Origin of the sequence: Burkholderia sp. AU30198 (assembly GCF_020419825.1) — a bacterium.
Taxonomy (GTDB): Bacteria; Pseudomonadota; Gammaproteobacteria; order Burkholderiales; family Burkholderiaceae; genus Burkholderia.
This window is the reverse complement of sequence record NZ_JAIZSA010000001.1, coordinates 905,838-925,786: the sequence shown is the minus strand read 5'-3', so window position 1 is coordinate 925,786 and position 19,949 is coordinate 905,838. Positions and strand designations below refer to the sequence as shown.

21 protein-coding genes are annotated in these 19,949 nt (G+C 66.4%); 10 read left to right on the top strand and 11 right to left on the bottom strand.

Annotated features, from left to right (window positions below; translation table 11 throughout):
• The first annotated feature begins 251 nt into the window (after positions 1–251).
• The gene (infA, locus tag LGN19_RS04005; protein WP_048251091.1) at positions 252–515 is read left to right on the top strand and encodes a translation initiation factor IF-1; all 264 of its coding nucleotides are present in this window, start codon (positions 252–254) and stop codon (positions 513–515) included.
• A 176-nt stretch (positions 516–691) separates the two neighbouring features.
• Here the strand turns inward: infA and LGN19_RS04000 are convergent, their stop codons facing one another.
• Complete coding sequence (locus LGN19_RS04000) at positions 692–1,489, bottom strand: alpha/beta fold hydrolase (protein ID WP_226213312.1); 798 nt, start codon at positions 1,487–1,489, stop codon at positions 692–694.
• A 467-nt stretch (positions 1,490–1,956) separates the two neighbouring features.
• On the opposite strand from LGN19_RS04000, the gene LGN19_RS03995 reads away from it, so the two are divergent.
• Positions 1,957–3,204, top strand: a complete 1,248-nt coding sequence (locus LGN19_RS03995; RefSeq protein ID WP_226213311.1) for an alkaline phosphatase family protein — start codon at positions 1,957–1,959, stop codon at positions 3,202–3,204.
• The gene (locus tag LGN19_RS03990; protein WP_226213310.1) at positions 3,201–3,449 is read left to right on the top strand and encodes a hypothetical protein; all 249 of its coding nucleotides are present in this window, start codon (positions 3,201–3,203) and stop codon (positions 3,447–3,449) included. Before LGN19_RS03995 ends, LGN19_RS03990 begins: the two co-directional genes overlap by 4 nt.
• Before the next feature lie 70 nt (positions 3,450–3,519).
• Here the strand turns inward: LGN19_RS03990 and LGN19_RS03985 are convergent, their stop codons facing one another.
• The 8 genes from LGN19_RS03985 to LGN19_RS03950 all read right to left on the bottom strand — a co-directional run bounded on the left by LGN19_RS03985 (position 3,520) and on the right by LGN19_RS03950 (position 13,586).
• Positions 3,520–4,851: an MFS transporter gene (locus LGN19_RS03985; protein WP_226213309.1), complete on the bottom strand. Its 1,332-nt coding sequence runs from the start codon at positions 4,849–4,851 to the stop codon at positions 3,520–3,522.
• Positions 4,852–5,030: 179 nt separating this feature from the next.
• A complete protein-coding gene (locus LGN19_RS03980; protein ID WP_226213308.1) occupies positions 5,031–6,650 on the bottom strand; it encodes an ATP-dependent nuclease in 1,620 nt (539 codons plus the stop codon).
• Between the two features lie 168 nt (positions 6,651–6,818).
• On the bottom strand, positions 6,819–7,850 hold the full coding sequence (gene dmpG / locus LGN19_RS03975; RefSeq protein ID WP_122947143.1) for a 4-hydroxy-2-oxovalerate aldolase: 1,032 nt from the start codon (positions 7,848–7,850) through the stop codon (positions 6,819–6,821).
• A gap of 16 nt (positions 7,851–7,866) precedes the next feature.
• The gene (locus LGN19_RS03970) at positions 7,867–8,766 is read right to left on the bottom strand and encodes an acetaldehyde dehydrogenase (acetylating) (RefSeq protein WP_122947142.1); all 900 of its coding nucleotides are present in this window, start codon (positions 8,764–8,766) and stop codon (positions 7,867–7,869) included.
• 15 nt (positions 8,767–8,781) lie between these two features.
• Positions 8,782–9,564: a 2-oxopent-4-enoate hydratase gene (gene dmpE / locus LGN19_RS03965; RefSeq protein WP_122947141.1), complete on the bottom strand. Its 783-nt coding sequence runs from the start codon at positions 9,562–9,564 to the stop codon at positions 8,782–8,784.
• 97 nt (positions 9,565–9,661) lie between these two features.
• The gene (locus tag LGN19_RS03960; RefSeq protein WP_122947140.1) at positions 9,662–11,044 is read right to left on the bottom strand and encodes a DUF1329 domain-containing protein; all 1,383 of its coding nucleotides are present in this window, start codon (positions 11,042–11,044) and stop codon (positions 9,662–9,664) included.
• A 40-nt stretch (positions 11,045–11,084) separates the two neighbouring features.
• The gene (locus LGN19_RS03955) at positions 11,085–12,650 is read right to left on the bottom strand and encodes a DUF1302 domain-containing protein (RefSeq protein WP_122947139.1); all 1,566 of its coding nucleotides are present in this window, start codon (positions 12,648–12,650) and stop codon (positions 11,085–11,087) included.
• Between the two features lie 156 nt (positions 12,651–12,806).
• Entirely contained in the window at positions 12,807–13,586 is a 780-nt protein-coding gene (locus LGN19_RS03950) for an SDR family oxidoreductase (RefSeq protein WP_226213307.1), read from the bottom strand.
• Positions 13,587–13,723: 137 nt separating this feature from the next.
• Between LGN19_RS03950 and LGN19_RS03945 the strand changes: the two genes are divergently transcribed.
• From LGN19_RS03945 to LGN19_RS03915, 7 genes are all read left to right on the top strand, one after another.
• Positions 13,724–14,560 (top strand): alpha/beta fold hydrolase, encoded by an 837-nt coding sequence (locus tag LGN19_RS03945; protein WP_122947138.1) that lies wholly within the window; start codon positions 13,724–13,726, stop codon positions 14,558–14,560.
• A gap of 66 nt (positions 14,561–14,626) precedes the next feature.
• On the top strand, positions 14,627–15,415 hold the full coding sequence (locus tag LGN19_RS03940) for an SDR family NAD(P)-dependent oxidoreductase (protein ID WP_039350771.1): 789 nt from the start codon (positions 14,627–14,629) through the stop codon (positions 15,413–15,415).
• A gap of 38 nt (positions 15,416–15,453) precedes the next feature.
• Positions 15,454–16,203: an electron transfer flavoprotein subunit beta/FixA family protein gene (locus LGN19_RS03935; RefSeq protein ID WP_226213306.1), complete on the top strand. Its 750-nt coding sequence runs from the start codon at positions 15,454–15,456 to the stop codon at positions 16,201–16,203.
• Between the two features lie 16 nt (positions 16,204–16,219).
• Positions 16,220–17,164: an electron transfer flavoprotein subunit alpha/FixB family protein gene (locus LGN19_RS03930; protein WP_226213305.1), complete on the top strand. Its 945-nt coding sequence runs from the start codon at positions 16,220–16,222 to the stop codon at positions 17,162–17,164.
• A 3-nt stretch (positions 17,165–17,167) separates the two neighbouring features.
• Positions 17,168–17,695, top strand: a complete 528-nt coding sequence (locus LGN19_RS03925; protein ID WP_226213304.1) for a transferase hexapeptide repeat family protein — start codon at positions 17,168–17,170, stop codon at positions 17,693–17,695.
• Positions 17,696–17,790: 95 nt separating this feature from the next.
• Complete coding sequence (locus tag LGN19_RS03920) at positions 17,791–18,039, top strand: hypothetical protein (protein ID WP_122947133.1); 249 nt, start codon at positions 17,791–17,793, stop codon at positions 18,037–18,039.
• A 268-nt stretch (positions 18,040–18,307) separates the two neighbouring features.
• Positions 18,308–18,607, top strand: coding sequence for a hypothetical protein (locus tag LGN19_RS03915; protein ID WP_043186617.1), 300 nt, complete (start codon positions 18,308–18,310; stop codon positions 18,605–18,607).
• 42 nt (positions 18,608–18,649) lie between these two features.
• Here the strand turns inward: LGN19_RS03915 and LGN19_RS03910 are convergent, their stop codons facing one another.
• Together LGN19_RS03910 and LGN19_RS03905 are read right to left on the bottom strand one after the other, a co-directional pair.
• Positions 18,650–19,114: a cupin domain-containing protein gene (locus tag LGN19_RS03910; RefSeq protein WP_226213303.1), complete on the bottom strand. Its 465-nt coding sequence runs from the start codon at positions 19,112–19,114 to the stop codon at positions 18,650–18,652.
• A 357-nt stretch (positions 19,115–19,471) separates the two neighbouring features.
• Positions 19,472–19,933 carry an Lrp/AsnC family transcriptional regulator gene (locus LGN19_RS03905; protein WP_122947130.1) on the bottom strand — a complete coding sequence of 154 codons (462 nt, stop codon included), beginning with the start codon at positions 19,931–19,933 and terminating at the stop codon, positions 19,472–19,474.
• Between the last annotated feature and the right edge of the window lie 16 nt (positions 19,934–19,949).

Genomic DNA, 19,949 nt, shown 5'->3' with positions numbered 1-19,949 from the left:
TCAACGCATCAACCTGAGCAGACCGCGGCCTTGTCGTAGCCGGCGCGGTCCCGACTTGCGCGGCGCCCAAGGCGCCGCCGCCACCGACCGCCTGAACGCCGCATCGCGCCGGGCTCCGATCACAAGACGGACCTTGGGTCCGTCTGAACGAACCGATACCCGGCAGCCTGCCGGTCGCCGTCCCGTCGCGGGAAACGGCGCCGGGCAGATCGCCGCGGCCGCGGTCAATCACCTTGTCTGGAGGAATTGGTTTGGCAAAAGAAGAACTGCTGGAACTGGACGGAATCGTCGACGAAGTGCTGCCGGACAGCAAATACCGTGTCACGCTGGAAAACGGCGTCGTGGTCGGCGCATACGCGTCGGGCCGCATGCGCAAGAACCACATCCGCATTCTCGCGGGCGACCGCGTGACGCTGGAACTGTCGATGTACGACCTGACCAAGGGCCGCATCAACTTCCGTCACAAGGACGCGAATTCCCCGCGTCCGCCGCGAACCGGCCAGCCGCGCCGTTAAGCGGTAACGATCGGCGCGGGCACGCAGCACCGCCTCGCTGATCGAATCCCGTCCGGCCGACGAGGCCGGACGAACCGGGTGGACAACACATCGCGTGCCGTCCACCGGTCGTCGCCGGCATCGTCATGCCGCGGCGGCCAATACCGCCTTCACCGGTCGCCGCGCGTGCGCAACGCTCAAGCGGCCGCGTCCCGCAGGAACTCCTCGACGATCATCGCGAAGTACGGCGGACATTCCTGCATCGGGTAATGCCCGCAATTCGGCAGCGTTACGAGCCGTGCGTTCGGATGCCACGCGAGGAACGTCGCCTGCATCGCCGCTTCGTCGAGCCCCGGATCCTTGTCGCCGACGATCACCAGGAAGCGGGTGTCGAGCCCGCGGATGTCGTCGACGAAATCCGTGCCGGTCAGCATGTCGAGATACGCGAGCCGGCAATCCGGCGCCACGCGTTCGCGGTTCTGCCGCAGCTTCACGTCGGCCCAGCGCGCCGACAATCCCCCTGTCACGAATCGCACGAGCCGGCGAAACGCATCGTCATCGACGGTCGTGCTCGCGAAGAATGCGCGCGCGTCGTCGCTCAGGCGATTGCCGGCCGCCGACACAGGGCACACGGCGATCGCGCGCTTGATGCGCGACGGCGCGTCGGCGGCGAGCCGTTGGGTCGCCATGCCGGTCATCGAATGGCCGATCACGTGAAAGCGCTGCCAGCCGAGCCGATCCGCGAGCGCCAGGCAGTCGGCCGAGATCTCGTCGACGGTACAGGCGCCGGTTAGGTGGATGGATTCGCCGTAGCCGCGCAGGTCGACGAATACGTACGTGAACGCGGCTTCGTCGAGATACGGCAGCAGCGCCGTGTAGTTCGTGTGGTCGCCGAGCCAGTCGTGCAGGACCATCACGCATTCGGGGCCCGTGCCATGCTGCAGATAGCCGAGGCCGCCGTTCAGGCCGGAGGCGAGGGTGTCGATACGGTTCATTTCAAGGGGTTTCCTTTTGGTTGGAGGAACCAAAACGAAACGCCCTCCCGGCGGACCGGGAGGGCGTCTTGAAAGTGCATCGATCGTATCGGGCCGCTCGGCGAAAGTCAACGATCAGAGTGCCGTCCGGCCCAACCTTTCGATGCGCCGAGGGGGCGGGCGCGGTGAACGCGGAAACGGCGCGTATCGTGTTGGCGACGAAAGCGCGTCGGGGATCAACCTCGAATACGCGCGGATGTTCGGTGCGCGGCCGACGCGCGATGTCGTCACGCCGAGAACCGCGCCGGCCGACGGCTGAACGTACGCGCCGCAACGCGGTTCGCGTGCGGCTTTACGCGCGGGCCGGCGCGGTCGTACACTCGTCGGCAATTCGCAGCCCGCGCCACGGCTTTCAATCCCTTCAGTGGCTTTCAGCGGGCCAACGACCGTACCAGCAGGACTTTCGTCGCGCGACGCCAGGAGGCGCCATGAGTGCAGACGCAGCCCCCGCATCCCCGTCGGTTCAGGACCGCATCCAGCACGTGTTCGTGCTGATGCTCGAGAACCGTTCTTTCGATCACCTGTTCGCGCTGTCGGGCTATCCCGACATCGTTGCCGCATCGCCGGGCAACAGCAACGCGTACGGCGACGCGGTTTATCCGTTCGGCGGCGGTGCGCCCGACCGGATGCCGACCGATCCGTGCCACGAATTCACCGACGTGCTCGAGCAGCTCTGCGGCGCGGGTGTGCCGTTCGTGAAAGGGCAGCCGTATCCGCCGGTCGGCAATACCGGGTTCGTGTCGAACTACGCGACGTCGCATTCCGAAGGCACGCCGCCGCAGCCGGCCGATGCAGGCAAGATCATGCAGGGCGTCGATATCGCGACGCAGGCGCCGTCGCTGTATGCGCTCGCGAACGCGTTCGTGCTGTGCGACGCATGGCATGCGTCGATGCCGGGGCCGACCTGGCCGAACCGCTTCTTCCTGCACGGCGCGTCGTCGGCCGGGCTCGACCATTCGCCGACCAAGGAAGAAATGGCCGGGTGGGACGCGTTCGACGGCTTTCCGTATCCGAAGGGTTCGATCTTCGCTGCGCTCGGCGACGACAACTGGCGCATCTACCAGGACCAGACGGGCGATCCGCTCGGCCACGTGCCGCAGGTCGCGTCGCTGAAGGGCATCAGCTTCTTCGACGTCGACGATCTCGCGCATTTCGAGGCCGATCTCGCGGCCGGCTATACGGCGCGCTATACGTTCATCGAGCCCGGTTACGGCGACATCGTGCACGGCACCTACCAGAACGGCAGCTCGCAACACCCGATGGACGGCCTCGCCGGCGGCGACCAGCTCGCCGCGCGCGTGTACAACGCGATCCGCAATTCGCCGGTGTGGAACAGCAGCCTGCTCGTGATCTGCTACGACGAGCACGGCGGCTTCTACGATTCGGTCAGGCCGGGCGCTGCGCCGCCGCCGAACGATGGCGCGGCGGCGACGCTGAACGCGAGCGGCTTCGGGTTCGACGTATACGGCGTGCGGGTGCCGGCGATCGTGATTTCACCGTGGGTCGCGGCCGGGCAGGTCGACCATACGCCGTACGATCATGCGTCGGTCGCTGCGACGCTCGAACGGCTGTTCGGCGTGGCGCCGCTGACGGATCGCGACCGTCTCGCGAACGACCTGCTGGCGCTCGTCACCACGACGTGCCGCAGCGACTGCCCGCAAAGGATCGGATCATGAGCACGACACCGGCCTTCGACCCGCGCGATGCGCTGCCCGTGCGCGACGGCACGAGCCTGATCGCGTATCTGCACATCCTGAAGAAAGCGCATGCGGCGCTGGTCGGTCATGACAAGGCCCATCAGCGCTTCAGCGAGATCGTCACGCGCGGGCAGGCGCGGCAATACATCGAGGAACTGATGCCGTCGCTGCTGCAGGCGCGCGAAGCGCATCGGCGCAAGCGGCACGGCGAGAAGCATCGCTGACGGCCAGGGCGGGGCGCGGTTGGGGCCGCGTGAAGCCTGTCGGCATGGGCAGGAGCGAACCTGCGACATGTCATGCCGCCAGCCGCGCACGCTGCATGCTGAGCGCCGACACCGCGGCGCCGGCCAACTGAACGGCCGCGCCGGCGAACATCGCCGTGCGCAAGCCGGCCGCACCGCCGTGCGCGGCCGCGAACAGCGTGCCGAGTACCGCGATGCCGAGCGTCGCGCCCGTCATGCGCGCGACGTTGACGAGCGCGCTCGCCGTGCCCGAGCGCGCGGCGTCGACCGCTCCTACGGCGACCGTCATCAATGGCCCCGTTGCGATCCCCATGCCGAGCCCCGTCAACGCCAGCCCGAGTTCGGCGCCGAGCAGGCTCGACGAACCGGCCGCCGCGCCGATCGCGCCGAGCCCGCTCGCGATCAGGACGACACCGCCGGCCGTCGTCGCACGTGAGCCGATGCGCTCGGAAAGCGGCCCCGACCATGGCGACACGACGACGAACACGAGCGCCATCGGCAGCAGCGCAAGGCCCGCGCCGGTCGAATCGAGGCGACCGGCGTCTTGCCAGTAGAGCGGCAGCAGGAACAGCACGCCGTACATCCCGAACGTCATGCCCGAGGTGGCGGCGATCGCGCCGCGAAACGCGCCGATCCGGAAGAGTTCGAGCGGCACGAGCGCGGCCGCGCCGTGACGCCGTTCGATCGACACGAACGCGGCGAGTGAAGCGATCGCAACGCAGCCCGCGAGCACGCATGCGGCCGGCGAATCGCGGAACACGATCGCCGCATACGCAAGCGTGCCGAGCGCCAGTGCGCCTGTGACTTGCGCGCCGACGTCGACATGCCGGCCGCGCGGATCGGACGACTCGGGCACCGCCGGCATGGCAAGCAGCATCGCGGCGACGCTCAGCGGCACGACGACGAAGAAGATGCTGCGCCAGCCGAAGTGCCGGATCAGCACGCCGCCGAGCGTCGGGCCGATCGCCATCGCCGCGCCGTTGCACGCCGCCCAGATGCCGAGTGCGCGGCCGCGCTCGACCGGGTCGCGCCACACCACGCGTACGATCGCGAGCGATGCCGGCAGCAGCAGTGCGGCGCCGACGCCGGCCAGCGCGCGGGCGGCGATCAGCACCGGGACCGAAGGCGCGAGCGCGCACAGCAGCGACGCGACGGTGAAGAGGGCCGTGCCCGCGATGAAGATGCGGCGTCGGCCGTGCAGGTCCGCGAGCAGCCCGCCGGTCAGCAGCAGCACCGCGTACGTGAGGTTGTAGCTGTCGACGACCCATTGCAATGCGCCGACGCCCGCGTGGAAATAGTCGCCGATCGCGCGCGTCGCGAGATTCACGACGGCCGTGTCGACCTGCGCGACGAGGACGGCGAGGCAGAGAGTCAGCAGCGTCATGCCGCGCCGTTCGGCGGTGCGGGAGGCCGCTTCGGCGCGTTGTCCGGGATGGGCCACGGGGGAGTCCTCGTTTCGAGCGATCGGTCGAGGTTAGGCGCCGTCTGCTGACAGCGTGGTGTCAGCAGACCAGGGGCGATGCGACGACACCCTCGAGCGCGAGCAATCCGGATGCCCGTGGACTAATACGACCAGGCGTGAATGGCGGCATGCAGACGTTCCAGTTGCTGCAGCAGGTCCGTGCCGGGCGCGCAATCGTCGAGCGTGTCGGCGCTTCGAACGTATTGCTGCGCGATCGATACTTTTTGCCGGGTGGTTGAGATTACGCCTTGCTCGTCGATCGAAAAGTACCGATTGAAGAACGGCGGAGGCAGATAGCCTTCGATCGTGTACTTTTCGGTGATCCATACCGCGGAGTCGGGGCGATCGTGGAGTTCGCCGATCACGCGACCTTTCGCGCTGCCGGTGCGGGTGCAACAGAGTCGGCCTTGCGCGTCGGCTTCGAAATCGCGATCGCGATCGATGACGATCGCGCAATGACGGTTCATCCCGAGCATGGCGATGAATTCGTCCGTGTCCTGTGCGCTGAAATGAGCGAGCGATGCGCCGCCGTAGAGCGAGAACGAATAGTCGACATTCTCGATCGGCACCGGCTTGCCGTTGGCCTTGCACCATAACGCCAGCCAGTGTTTGACGTAGATCCGGTCGGAGGGGCCTTCGACCCAGACGATCCCGTTGCTTTGCGAAATGTCCGAAGCCTTGATGCCGAGCTGGTCGAGCATGCCGGTGGCGTCGGTGTATTCGACGATCTCGTTGGAAACCGCAGCGAATACCTTGGCCGTATTTTTCCAGACGTTGACCTGCTGGAAGACCGGGGAATGCGTTGCGATGAAGAGTTGCAGGTTCCTGTCGTGCACGATGCGATCGATCTCGTGCGCGAGGTGCCGCTGGAGCGTCGGGTGCAGGTGCGTTTCGGGTTCTTCGATCAGGCAGATCGATCCGCTGGCCGCCTGTTCCAGCCAGTCGACGATCGACACGAGCCGCTTCCAGCCTGCCGGCAGCGAATGGAAATGGACATGGTTGCTTTGCCTGACATCGTCCGACAACCAGATGCCCAGCCGGTCCTCGCCATGCAGGCCGAAGGGATGGGCGCGCGTGTACGCCAGCGTCGACTCGAAGATGCGTCCGTCGTCACCGAGGCGCGAGGACGAGGACAGGATGCCCGGCAAATGTTCGGCGGCCCGATTGAGGATCCGGCAAACCGATTTCATGTCGGGTTCGACGGGTTCCTGCCAGTAACGGATGTGACAGGGAAGCATCGACGTGAGCGAGCGAATCTCATCCCGCGAGATATCGTCGAGGCCGATTTTGCTGACGTTCTTCTCGAAACTGGCGCGCTGCTGATCCGATCCGCGATACCGCAATGCCAGGTATTGGATATCGAGTTCGTCGCGGTCGTCGTTGGCCAGATTGTCTGCCTCTGCCACGCCGTCAATCCGGTGGGACATGGCGCGACCGGTGTACATGCTCCCGTCGCCGAACACGATCTCGAACGCCGATACCGAGTTGCTCAGCAGGTTTTCTCTGGGCAGGCTGGTCAGTCGGTCGGGATCGCGGATCGAATCGATCAGGTCGATCAAGGTCGATTTCCCGCCCCCGTTACCGCCGATCAGGAGGTTGACCCGGTCGAAGACGTAGGGCTTTCTCGCGAGCGTCCAGTCGAGAAACGGATTGTCGCTGAATCCGCGAAAGGCATTGAGCCGGCGCAGGCCGCAAAACGCGATACGTGTGAGGTGCGCCATGGGCGGGCAGATCGATGAGGGGGCGGCGGGAATACCGGGCCGATGCGTGCATCAGGAGCGGTGCGATGCGAAATTGTAGGGGGAATGACGGCTGTCTGCCGATGCCATGAAATGCAAAACGGGGCTCGCGCCCCGTTCCGTCATGCGTCCTCGTACGATTTTGCCCACTCAGGCCGCCACCTCCCGCGCCCGCACCATCGTCAGCGCCGCATCCTCGATCATGTCCTCCTGCCCGCCGACGAGCCGTTGCCGGCCCAGCTCGACGAGGATGTCGCGTGCGGGAATCCCGTACTTCGCTTCCGCGCGCTTCGCGAACAGCAGGAACGACGAGTAGACGCCTGCATAACCGAGCGTCAGCGCATCGCGATCGAGGCGGATCGGCGCATCCATGATCGGCACCACGAGATCCTCGGCAACGTCCGAGATCGCGAACACGTCGACCCCTGTCTCGATCCCCATCCGGTCGCACACCGCGACGAACACTTCCATCGGCGTGTTGCCCGCACCGGCGCCGAGGCCCGCCGCGGCCGCGTCGATCCGGTTCGCGCCGGCGGCGACCGCCGCAACCGAGTTCGCGACACCCATCGCGAGGTTGTGATGGCCGTGGAAGCCGAGTTCGGTCTCCGGCTTCAACGCGTCGCGCACCTGGGCGATCCGCGCGGTCACGTCGTCGGGCAGCATGTGGCCGGCCGAATCGGTGATGTAGATGCAGTTCGCGCCATACGATTCCATCAGCTTCGCCTGCACGACGAGCTGCGCCGGCGATGACATGTGCGCCATCATCAAAAAGCCGACCGTGTCGAGCCCGAGCGTACGCGCGAGGCCGATGTGCTGTTCCGACACGTCGGCCTCGGTGCAGTGCGTCGCGACGCGGATCGTGCCGACGCCCAGTTCGTGCGCCATGCGCAGATGCTCGACGGTGCCGATGCCCGGCAGCAGCAGCGCCGACACCTTCGCCTGCTTCAGCTCCGGAATCACGGCGCTCAGGTACGCCTCGTCGGTATGCGCGGGGAAACCGTAGTTGACCGACGCCCCGCCGAGCCCGTCGCCGTGCGTGACCTCGATCAGCGGCACGCCGGCCGCGTCGAGCCCGCGCGCGATGTTGCGCATCTGGTCGAGCGTGATCTGGTGGCGCTTCGGGTGCATCCCGTCGCGCAGCGACATGTCGTGGACGGTGATCTTCTTGCCTGCAAGTGACATCGCGTGGCTCCTCAACTCAAGCGGTGGCGGCCGTCGCGGCCAGCATCTGTTCGGCGAAACGCTCGGCCGTGGCGGCCGCGGCGGCGGTCATGATGTCGAGGTTGCCCGCGTACTTCGGCAGGTAATCGCCGAGCCCTTCGACCTCCATGAAGACCGACACGCGATTGCCGTCGAACACCGGGCCATTCTTCAGCGTGTAGCCGGGCACGTAGCGTTGCACTTCCTTGACCATCGCATGCACGGACGCGGTGATCGCGTCGACGTCGGGCGGGCCGTCAGTCAGGCAATGGATCGTGTCGCGCATGATCAGCGGCGGCTCGGCCGGGTTGATCACGATGATCGCCTTGCCCTTGCGCGCGCCGCCGACCTGTTCGATCGCGCCGGACGTCGTGCGCGTGAATTCGTCGATGTTCTTGCGCGTGCCGGGGCCGACCGAGCGCGACGACACGGTCGCGACGATCTCGCCATAGGCCACCGGCTGCACGCGCGATACCGCGTACACCATCGGGATCGTCGCCTGGCCGCCGCAGGTCACCATGTTCACGTTCGTCTGCGCACTGTCGAGATGTGCGTCGAGGTTCACCGGCGGCACGCAATACGGCCCGATCGCGGCAGGTGTCAGGTCGATCATCTTCACGCCGAGCGCGGTGAGCTTGTCGGAGTTGTCGCGGTGTACGTACGCCGACGTCGCGTCGAACGCGATGCGGATGTCGTCGGCGGCCACGTGCGGCAGCAGCCCGTCGACACCCTTGTCGGTGGTCTTGAGGCCGAACTCGCGCGCCCGCGCGAGGCCGTCGGACGCCGGGTCGACGCCGACCATCCACACGGGTTCGAGCACCGGCGAGCGGCGCAGCTTGTAAAGCAGGTCGGTGCCGATGTTGCCGGGCCCGATCAATGCGCATTTGATTTTCTTCATCAGGATTCCTTTTCTTCAGATAAAGCGGACGTCGCAACTGCCGATGCCGGAGATGTGCATCGACAGCGCATCGCCGGCCGTGACCGGAATCAGTTTCGCCAGCGAGCCGGACAACACGATCTCGCCGGCGAGCAGCGGCACGTCGTACGCGGCGAGCGTGTTCGCGAGCCACGCGACCGCGTCGGCGGGGTGGCCGAGCGCCGCATCGCCGCGCCCTTGCGCGACTTGCTCGCCGTTCTTGTCGATCGTCATCTCGCACGCGGCGAGATCGAGCGTGCGCGGATCGACGCGCGCGTCGCCGAGCACGTACACGCCGCACGACGCGTTGTCGGCGACGGTGTCCTCGATGCGGATCGCCCAGTCGCGGATGCGCGAATCGACGATCTCGAAGCAGGGCGCGACGGCGGCCGTCGCGGCGATCACGTCGGTGCGGTCGATGCCGGGGCCGCGCAGGTCGCGCGCGAGGATGAACGCGATCTCGCCCTCGGCGCGCGGCGCGATCAGCGAATCGGCGGCGATCGCCTCGCCGGCCGCGTAGTGCATGCCGGACAGCAGGATGCCGAAATCGGGCTGGCGCACGTTCAGCATGTCCTGCACGGCCTGGCTCGTCACGCCGATCTTCTTGCCGACGACCGCTTCGCCGTGTTCGACGCGGCGTTCGATGAAGCGCTGCTGGATGCGGTACGCGTCGTCGAGCGACAGGCGGCGCGGGCGGCTCGACAGCGGCGCAACCGGCGCGCGTGCGTGCCACGCGGCGTACAGCTCGTCGCCGAGCGTCGTATGCAGGCGGGAAGACATGAAAGGGCCCTCGAATCTTGAATGGAACAGGCCGCCATCGCGGGCGGCGTCGTGCGCCGGAGCGGGGCTCCGGCGCGTGCGGCGCGGGCGTGGTGCGTCAGTTGCCCGAGCTGCGGATCCCGTCCGGCGAGAAGTACGCCTCGGTGAACTGCGGGCTGTTGTCGAGCTTCGGCATCGGCCCTTCGTTCGTCAGGCGGTCGGCCATGTACGCGCCCGAGACGAGGTCGTGGTAGAACACGACGCCCGGATAGAACGTCTTCGCATCGAACGCGTAGAGCGTCGTGGCAACGTTGGTGCGCCAGAGCTGGCCGCGCGCATCATAGTTGTCGGCGAGCAGCGTGATCCACGAATCCTCGTCGAGGTACAGCACGCGCTTGGCATACTGATGGCGATAGCCGTTCTTCAGCGACGCCTGCAGCACCCACACGCGATGCAGTTCGTAGCGGATATAGGACGGGTTCTCGTGGCCCTTGCCGAGCAGGTCGCCGTACTTGACCGAGGTGTCCATCGCCTTGTAGTTGTCGTACGGCACGTAGATCTCGCGCTTGCCGAGAATCTTCCAGTCGTAGCGGTCGCCCGAGCCGTTGAAGAGACGGTCGTCGTCTACGGTGCGGAAGCCGCCCGGCCCCATCGGCTGGTCGTAGCCGTATTCGGGCGCCTGCCGCACGCGTCGCGTGCCGGGGTTGTACATCCACGTGCGCGATGCGTTGTCCGCGCCGGCCTTGTCCCAGTTCGTGAACGACAGGATCAGCGAGCCGCGGTCGGACAGCGGCAGGTCGGTGGCGACGCGCGCATAGGTGCGGTTGTTCAGGTCGCTCTTCACGTCGTACTTGCCGACGTTGCGCGGCGAGTAGATGTCGTAGCGCACCTTGCCCCAGGCGATGTTGCCGTCGGAATAGACGACCGCCTGGTCGTAGGTTGCCTGTTCGGTGCCGATCGCCGACGACATGCGCTGGTTCCACAGCAGCTCGGTGGCGCTCTTCGGGATCGGGTACGGCACCTGCGGCGGCGCGTTGGAGAGCCCGTTCGCGTCGGACGTCATCGTCGAGTCGGGCGCGTAGGTGCGGATGTCCTTGTAGACGGCATCCGTATAGCGGAAATCGCGATGGCTCGGATAGACGACGATCTTGAAGGTGGCCGGATAGCGCTTGAACATGGCCTTCTGGCCGTCGGTCAGGTGCTCGGCGTATTGCGCCATGTTCTCCGCGGTGATCGTCGCGACCGGCTTGTCGCTCGCGAACGGATCGGGGTAGCGGCCGCCGCGCTTGTACTGCACGTCGGGTGGCGTGCCGAGCCACTTGCCCGACCATTCGGGCACGCTGCTGTCCTTGCTGGCGGCGCGTACCGCGCCCATCGGCGTCAGCGGGCCGTCGAGCGCCTTCAGGTCGTCCGGGGACACCTTCGGGAACGACGCCGTCGCGACGACCGCGCACGCGGCCATCACCGATGCGCGCAGGAGGGGGAGATGAATGCGTTTCATGACAATCCTCATCTTGCTGGGTGACGAGCGGCCGGGCCGCTCAGAAGTGGTAGGTCGCCGTGGCGAGCACGTAGTCGCGATCGGCGAGCGGCCGCGTGACGGGGTTCGGCGAACCGAGGAACTTCGCGTAGACGAGCGACAGCTGCAGGTTGCTCAGGCGCGTGAAGGTCACGCCGGCGGTCACGCGGTGGTCGCCCTGGCCCGTCAGCGAGCCGAGCGCGCCGGCCAGCGGCGACGTGCCCGTCAGGTCGTGTGCGTAGGTCAGCGGCACGTCGAGATCCCAGCCGTTGAACACGTTCTTGTAGCTGAGCGTCCACGCGACTTCCATCGCGAGCGCGTTGCGCGAATTCGCGAGCGTCGTCGAGCCGTCGAGCGCCGAGATGCTGCCCGCATGCACGTACGTGAGTTCACCGGTCAGCGACTGCGAGTTCGCGAGGAAGCTCGGCCCGATCGAGTAGATGCCGGACAGGTTGGTCTGCAGCACGTTGGCGCGCGTCGACTGCGGGCCGGTGGGCGTGTTGACGAGCACCGCCGCGCCTTGCCGGTACGACACTTCGCCCGCGACGTTCACCGGGCCGACCTGCGTCGAGAAGCTCGCGCCGGTCAGCTTGATGTTGCTGAAATAGGTCTGCTGGTACTGGAGCGTCGGGAAGTACGTCGTGACGACGCTCGGGTTCATGTCGTTGTAGTGCAGGTGGTACAGGCCGAGCTCGGTGTCGCCGAGCACGCGGAAGCGCGCGCCGATCCCCCACTGGTTGCGGGCGCTCGGCTTGTCGTCGGGGCCGCGCGGAATCACCATCCCGCCCGGGCCGATGATGTACTGCGCACCGGGGCCGGTGACGTCGGAGTAGCTCCAGTACGTGCCGGGCGCGGTCAGCCGGTTCTGCTGGAACGAGAACTGGTAGTACGCGAGCAGGCTGAAGCTCGGCGTGATTTGCCACTGCGTCGAGATCTGCGGCACGGGCAGCAGGATGTCCTTCACCTCGGCGCCGGCCATATATGACTTGGTCGCGTCGGACGGGCCCTGTGCGCCCGCGATGTTCGGGAAGAACAGGCTTTCGCCCCACGCGACGACCTGGTCGCCGACCTTCACGTTCAGGCTCGTCGAGCCGATGTGGAACGTGTTGTACGCATACGCGGCGAGCAGCGTCGTGTGGCCGCCCGACCAGTACCGTGCGTCGCTCGTGAAGTCGTTGTACTGGCCCGAGTGGTTCACGGTGCCCGGCGCATCGTTGTAGTTCGGGCGGTGATAGGCCTGGTCGTAGAACGTATCCGCACGGACGAACACGCCCCAGTCGTCGTGCTTCAGGTTCACTTCGCCGAGCAGGCTGACCTGGTTCTCGATCAGCTTGTTCTTCGCGAAGTTGCGGTCGCCGTCGTCGCCGTTGATGTTCGCCGGCGTGAGGAGATTGCCGCTCGGTGCGCGGGTGCGCATGCCGAGGCCGTAGCTGAGCGTGAACGTGTAGTCCAGCGTCGTGTCGGCGCCAAGGTCGATCGTGCTGCCGGCGTGCGCGCTGGGAACGGCGCACGTCAGCAGCGCGGCGGCCAGCGTCGACAGCGTGGCGGTTGCCCGCTTGTCGGTACGGCGCGAAATCCGTTGATGCATGGTGTCTCCTCTTGGGGGTATCGACGACGGTCGACTGTGTGTGTTGTCGTGAGAGGCAGAGTAGGGAGATCGCGGTAGCAGGGAATCGTCAAAATGAACTAGATGACTTCCCTAGGACTGGCAACGATTCGTGCCGTACCGATTGCCCTGCGTGTATCAGCGCGCGGCCGCCTGCGCGGCCGACAGGAACGCGGGCCGCTCGCCGCCGCCGTCGAGCCGCAGGTTCGCGCCCGATGTGTACGACGCGTCGGGCGATGCGAGGAACAGGCATGCGGACGCGACGTCGTCGGGGGTCGCGAGCCGTCCGGCGGGAATCGTCGCGCGGATCGCGTCGAGCGCATCGTTATCGCCGTAGTGGCCTTCGGTAGCCGATTCTGTCTGCACGAGGCTCGGGCTGATCGCGCACACGCGCACGCGCGGCGCCCACTCGACGGCGAGCGACGTGACAGCGTTGACGAGGCCCGCTTTCGCGGCGCCATACGCGGCCGTGCCGGGCGAGGGCCGCGATGCGCTGACGCTCGCGATGAACAGCATCACGCCGCCTGCAAGCTGCGGCTGCATGATCGCGTTCACGCGCTGCGCGAGTTGCAGCGGTGCGATCAGGTTCAGCCGCACGATCGATTCGGTGAAGCGCGGCGATGCATCGGCCGCGAGCGCGAACGGCGAGCCGCCCGCGTTGTTGACGAGCACGTCGAGGCCGCCCGCCGCATCGCGGATCGTCGCGAGCATCGCGTCGACCTGTTCGATGTCGCGCAGGTCGGCCGCGATGAATGCCGCCGTGCGGCCGCCGGCGGATGGCGGCGTGTCGGGCGCGCTGCGTCCGCAGACGAACACGCGCGCCCCCGCCGCGAGAAACCGTTCGGCGATGCGCCGCCCGATGCCCTTGGTGCCGCCCGTCACGAGCACCGTCTTGCCGCTGTAGTCGAATCCGTTCATCGTTGCCTCCGTTTCGGTGGGCCGATGATAGGAAGAAGCGCGCGCGGCTTCGTAGTCTGAAAGGATGATGCCGGCCGGCGCCGGCGGCGCAATCATCGTGGCAGGCATCCATCGAACGACGAAGGAGACAACCCGCGATGACGATCCCCACGACGCCGCCGGCCGGCATCTTCACCGACGTGCCGGGCGGCCTGCGCCTGCACCACTACGAGGCGGGCGAAGGCCGGCCCGTGGTGTTCATCCACGGCAGCGGCCCGGGCGCCAGCGGTTTCAGCAACTTCAAGCACAACGTGCCCGCGTTCGCGGCGGCCGGCTATCGCGCGATCGTCGTCGACCTGCCCGGCTACGGGCAGTCGTCGAAGCCGTCCGACGTCGCCTATACGCTCGATTTCTTCGTCGGCGCGCTGCATGCGCAGCTGACCGCGCTCGGGATCGGGCCGGCCGTGCTGCTCGGCAACTCGCTCGGTGGCGCGATTGCGCTCAAGTACGCACTCGACTATCCGGACGAAGTCGACGGGCTGATCATGATGGCGCCGGGCGGCGTCGAGGATCGCGACACCTATTTCCGGATGGAAGGCATCCAGCGGATGGTGAAGCTGTTCACCCATCGTCAGATGAATGACGACACGATGCGCGAATTGCTGACGCTGCTCGTGCACGACCCGGCGATCGTCACCGACGCGCTCGTCGCCGAGCGGATGAAGGTGTGCGTCGAGCAGCCGACCGAAGTGCTGTCGACGATGAGCGTACCGAACCTGACCGGCGCGCTCGGCGACCTGCGTACCCCGGTGCTCGGTTTCTGGGGCACGGACGACCGCTTCAATCCGGTCGGCGGCGCGTTGAAGTTCCTCGAACACTGCCGCGATGCGCGCTTCGTGCTGATGAACCGGTGCGGCCACTGGGTGATGGTGGAACACGCCGACTATTTCAATCGGGAATGCCTCGATTTTCTTGCGACGCGGAATACGCGATAACGCCGGATGCCCTTGAAGGCCGGCCTCGATGCAGGCGGCCTGTCTGAACAAATACCTGGAGACGACATGAAACTCATCGAAGACCTGTTCGACCTGCGCGGCAAGGTGGCCGCGATCACCGGCGGCGCGCGCGGCATCGGCGCGGAGACCGCACGCACGCTGGCTGCCGCCGGCGCGAGCGTCGCGATTCTCGACGTGCTGTCGCAACCGGCGGAAGCGCTGGTCGAGGAAATCCGCGCGCAGGGCGGCCAGGCTGCGTTCTGGTCGCTCGACGTGACGCACGAGGCCGACGTGGCGCGCGTGTTCGGCGAGATCGTCGCGCGCTTCGGGCGCCTCGACGTGCTCGTGAACAACGCGGGCATCGAAGGCCACAACGTGCCGACGCACGAGCTCACGCTCGCGCAATGGCAGCGCGTGCAGGACGTGAACGTCAACGGCGTGTTCCTGTGCACGCGTGCGGCGATTCCGCATATCGATGCGGCCGGCGGCGGTTCGATCGTGAACCTGTCGTCGATGTACGGGATCGTAGGCGGGCCGGACGTGCCCGCGTATCACGCGTCGAAGGCCGCGGTACGGATGATGGCGAAGGTCGACGCGATGCTGTATGCGGCGAAGAACATCCGTGCGAATTCGGTGCATCCCGGCTATATCCGCACGCCGATGCTCGAGGAAGCGTTCCGCCAGATGGGGCAGGACCCCGATCGTGCGTTCGAGTACATGCAGACGAACGTGCCGATGGCGAAGATCGGCAGCCCGCGCGACATTGCAGCCGGGATCCTGTATCTCGTGTCGCCGGCAGGCCGCTACGTGACGGGCGCGGAGCTCGTGATCGACGGCGGGTTTACCGCGCGCTGACGCGACGCGGCGCACGCAACGGAACAGGAGACAGGCAGTTGAAAGCGCTCGTGGCAGTAAAACGCGTGGTCGATGCGAACGTGAAGGTCGGCGTGAAGTCCGACCGGACGGGCGTCGACATCGCGAACGTGAAGATGTCGATGAACCCGTTCGACGAGATCGCGGTGGAAGAAGCCGTGCGGTTGAAGGAGGCCGGCGTGGTGACCGAAGTGATTGCCGTGTCGGTCGGCGTTGCGCAGGCGCAGGAAACGCTGCGCACGGCGCTCGCGATTGGTGCGGATCGCGCGATCCTCGTCGAATCGAATGAAGGCGTCGAGCCGCTCGGCGTCGCGAAGGTGCTGAAAGCACTGGTCGACAAGGAGCAGCCGCAACTGGTGATCCTCGGCAAGCAGGCGATCGACGACGATTCGAACCAGACCGGGCAGATGCTGGCTGCGTTGGCGGGTTTGCCACAGGCGACGTTCGCATCGAAGGTGGTGGTGGCCGACGGTAAAGCCACGATCGCACGCGAAGTCGACGGCGGTGCGGAAACGCTGTCGCTTCAACTGCCCGCAGTCATTACCACCGACCTGCGCCTGAACGAGCCGCGCTACGTGACGCTGCCGAACATCATGAAGGCGAAGAAGAAGCCGCTGGAGATCGTGAAGCCCGACGACCTCGGCGTGGATGTGACGCCGCGTCTGAAGGTGCTCGAGGTGAACGAGCCGCCGAAGCGCGCGGCCGGCGTGAAGGTGCCGGACGTGCAGACGCTGGTCGGGAAGCTGAAGACCGAAGCCAAGGTGCTGTAACAGGGAACGCAAGGAAATGACGATTCTGGTGATTGCGGAACACTGCAACGCGTCGATCAAGGCCGCGACGCTGAATGCCGTCGCTGCCGCACAGGCGCTCAATGGGGCTGGCGGCGGCGACGTTCACGTGCTCGTCGCGGGCCACACTGCGCAACGCGTGGCCGACGCAGCAGCGAAGATCGCAGGTGTGTCGAAGGTGCTGCTGGCCGATGCGCCCCAACTGGCTGACGGTCTGGCCGAGAACGTCGAAGCGACGGTGATGACCGTCGCGAACGGCTACTCGCACATCGTTGCGCCGGCAACGGCCTACGGCAAGAACATCGCGCCGCGCATCGCAGCGAAGCTGGATGTCGCACAGATCTCCGAGATCACGGCCGTTGTGTCGACCGATACGTTCGAGCGCCCGATCTACGCGGGCAACGCGATCGCAACGGTACAGTCGAGCGATCCGGTCAAGGTGATCACGGTGCGTGCGACGGGTTTCGATCCGGTGGCAGCGGAAGGCGGTAGCGCGGCGGTCGAGAGGATCGAAGCGGCGGCCGATGCGGGCAAGTCGCAGTTCGTGAGCCGTGAAGTAACGAAGCTGGATCGTCCGGAACTCACGAGCGCGAGCATCGTCGTGTCGGGCGGCCGTGGGCTGGGCAGCGGCGAGAACTATACGAAGGTGCTGGAGCCGCTGGCCGACAAGCTGCATGCCGCACTGGGCGCATCGCGCGCGGCGGTCGACGCGGGCTACGTGCCGAACGACTACCAGGTCGGCCAGACCGGCAAGATCGTCGCCCCGCAGCTGTACGTCGCGGTCGGCATCTCGGGGGCGATTCAGCACTTGGCCGGCATGAAGGATTCGAAGGTGATCGTCGCGATCAACAAGGATCCGGAGGCGCCGATCTTCAGCGTGGCCGACTACGGTGTGGTGGGCGACCTGTTTACGCTCGTGCCGGAAGCGGTCGCGGCGCTCTGACCGATGCCGCTGTTCGAATTCAACGGGATGCGGCCGCGCGTCGATCCGTCCGCGTATGTCGATCCGAGCGCGGTCGTGATCGGCGACGTGACGATCGGCGCGCGCTGCTACATCGGCCCGCATGCGAGCCTGCGCGGCGACTTCGGCGCGATCGTCGTCGAAGACGGCAGCAACGTGCAGGACGGCTGCGTGTTGCACGTCGGGATCGGCGAGACGTGCCGGCTCGGCGTCAACAGCCACATCGGCCACGGCGCGATCGTGCATGGCGCGACGCTCGAACCCGACACGATGATCGGGATGAACGCGGTCGTGATGGACGGTGCGACGATCGGCGCGACGACGATCGTTGCCGCGTGCGCGTTCGTGAAGGCGGGCTACGACGTGCCGCGCGGCGTGCTGCTCGCGGGCATGCCGGGGCGTGTCGTGCGGCGGCTGAGCGACGCGGAGATCGACGCGAAGGCGAACGGCACGCGGATCTATCAGCAACTGGCAGCGGATTGCCTGAGGACGATCAGGCGGGTCGACGGATGAGCGGGTATCCGGGCGGGCCAGGATGCGACGGATTGCCGGGCAGGTTGCCATTGCCGTAAGATCGGCACAGGCTTTCCCATCGGCATCCGCGTCACATGAAAAAGAACGTTCGTTTGCGGCTCACAGTCATTGCGTCGGTATTTGCGGTCTACAGCGTTTACATGCACATCCAGCAGTTCATCAGTGGTTGCGTGTGGGTCAGGGGCCATCAGCGCTGCAGTTTCGAAAACAGCGCGAATTTCGAAGGCTGGATGGATCTCGATCTGATGATCGCCTGCTGCTGGGTCGCCGCGGCGGTGGTGGGCTGGATTTCCGTCGTGCAGGCCGCGAAGAAACCGGGTTGACGGTCGAGCCCGGACACGAAACCGCTCGCTGTCAATCCGTGTCAACGATCATTGGCGAAGCGCCGCCGGAATCGTCGGAACCGTGTTCAGATCGCCCGTTCCGCGGGCGTAATCGCCCGACAGGTTCGGGATCCGGTGGACTGTCGACGTGCAGGCCGGCGGCATCGGCCTCGGCTTCCGCGCGCCGCCAGCGGAACGCGTTGTGCTTTTTCCTTCCGTACCGGGATAATGATCCGGCGTCGCGCACGCTGCGCGCGGGGAGGCTCCCATGCAATTTCCGACGGGTTCGGTGGTCGCGCTCAGTTCGGCCGCTGCGACGATGTTTTCGATGGGCATGCTGTTTCTCGGCTACTGGGGTTGGCACGAGCCGCTGCCGTGGCGGTTCGGCGACTACGTCGTCATCCTGCCGGCGCTGGCCGGATTCGCGTGCCTCGTCAGCGTGCCGTTTCTCGCCACGTCGCCGATGAAGACACCCGACGACGAGTCGCGGATGTTCGTCGCGCGGCGCGTGTTTCTGTGCGGCGCAAGTGCGTTGTGGTGTGCGATCGTCGCGTCGCTGGTCGTGTGAGATGCCAGGCTTTGGCCGATCCTGCATCGAGCGATGCGTGCGTTAGGCAGGAGCCGTGTCGAGATCCACGAAGACCTTGTTGGCGCCTGCCTTGTACAGCCGCTTGCCGAGCTTCGGATAGTCGCACACGTCGTGTTCCGGACGGTCGCCCGCCACGAGATAGACCAGCGGCAGATCGCCGGTATTCAGCATCGTGTGCGCGGTGCCGCCGCGCGGAAATCCCATGAAGTCGCCCGGGCCGATCGCATAGGTATGGCCATCGACGACTGCTTCGCCGGTTCCCGAAAGGATATAGACGCATTCCTCCGCGTAGAGATGCCGGTGGTATTCGGTGGATTCGTGTCCGGGCATCAAGGTCATCAGATGGAAGCCGAGTTGTGTCAGCCCGGTCGCGTCGCCAAGCGACCGCTTCAGGCGGACAGCATTGCCGTTCAACGGATGGACCGAATGTTCCGGTTCCATCGCTGCGATGTCGGCGGCTTTCAGCACTTCACGCGGGGTGTTCATCGTCGGTCCTTTCCGGGAATCGGGGCACCAGTGGTGCGGCGAGTATGAATCATAGGGGCTGGCGTTGGCGACAGCGTCGCCGCACGCGCTTGAATGACGGCGATAGGGGCAGGGCCGCGTCTTTCATCGCGCGATGCTACGTAACGCAGGGGCCGCGTTACGCACGCGTTACCGAGGGCGCAAGGCTTGATCGCTGCCGTGAGGTTGAAGCCGGAGGCCATGCGTCGCGCCCCGGAAGGCCATCGGGACGCGGCGGCCGGGCGGCTGGATGAAGTCGTCGTGGATGCCGATCGCAGTGGCACGATAGCTGCTTGCCGGGATGATCGAGCTGAAAGCGAGCAGGCGCCTCCCGATGCGTCAATCGCGCGTGACGTCGCGCTGCGACGGCGGCCGCGCCAACCCGCGTGCGGGCAGCGGCGTCGACATCACGATCGACGTGCGTGTTTCGCCGTACAGGTTGATGCGTTCGATCAGTTGTTCGAGATGGGTCATGCTGATCGCGGCAAGCCGCATCATGTACGAGTCCGAGCCCGTCACGTGATGGCATTCGACGACTTCGGGAATCGTCTCCAGTAACCGGAGGAATTTTGCTTTCGCCGGTTGCGGTACGGTGATGCCGATCAGCGCGCTGACCGGATAGCCGGCCGCGGCAGGATTGATACGGGCCGTGTAGCCCTCGACGACGCCAGCCGCCTCGAGGCGCTTCACGCGTTCCGTCACCGCCGGCACCGACAGGTGCACCTGGCGCGCCAGCTCCGTGTAGCTGATGCGGCCGTTGGCCTGCAACAGCGCCAGTACCTTCCAGTCCAGATCGTCCATTGCGGCGGGATTTTTA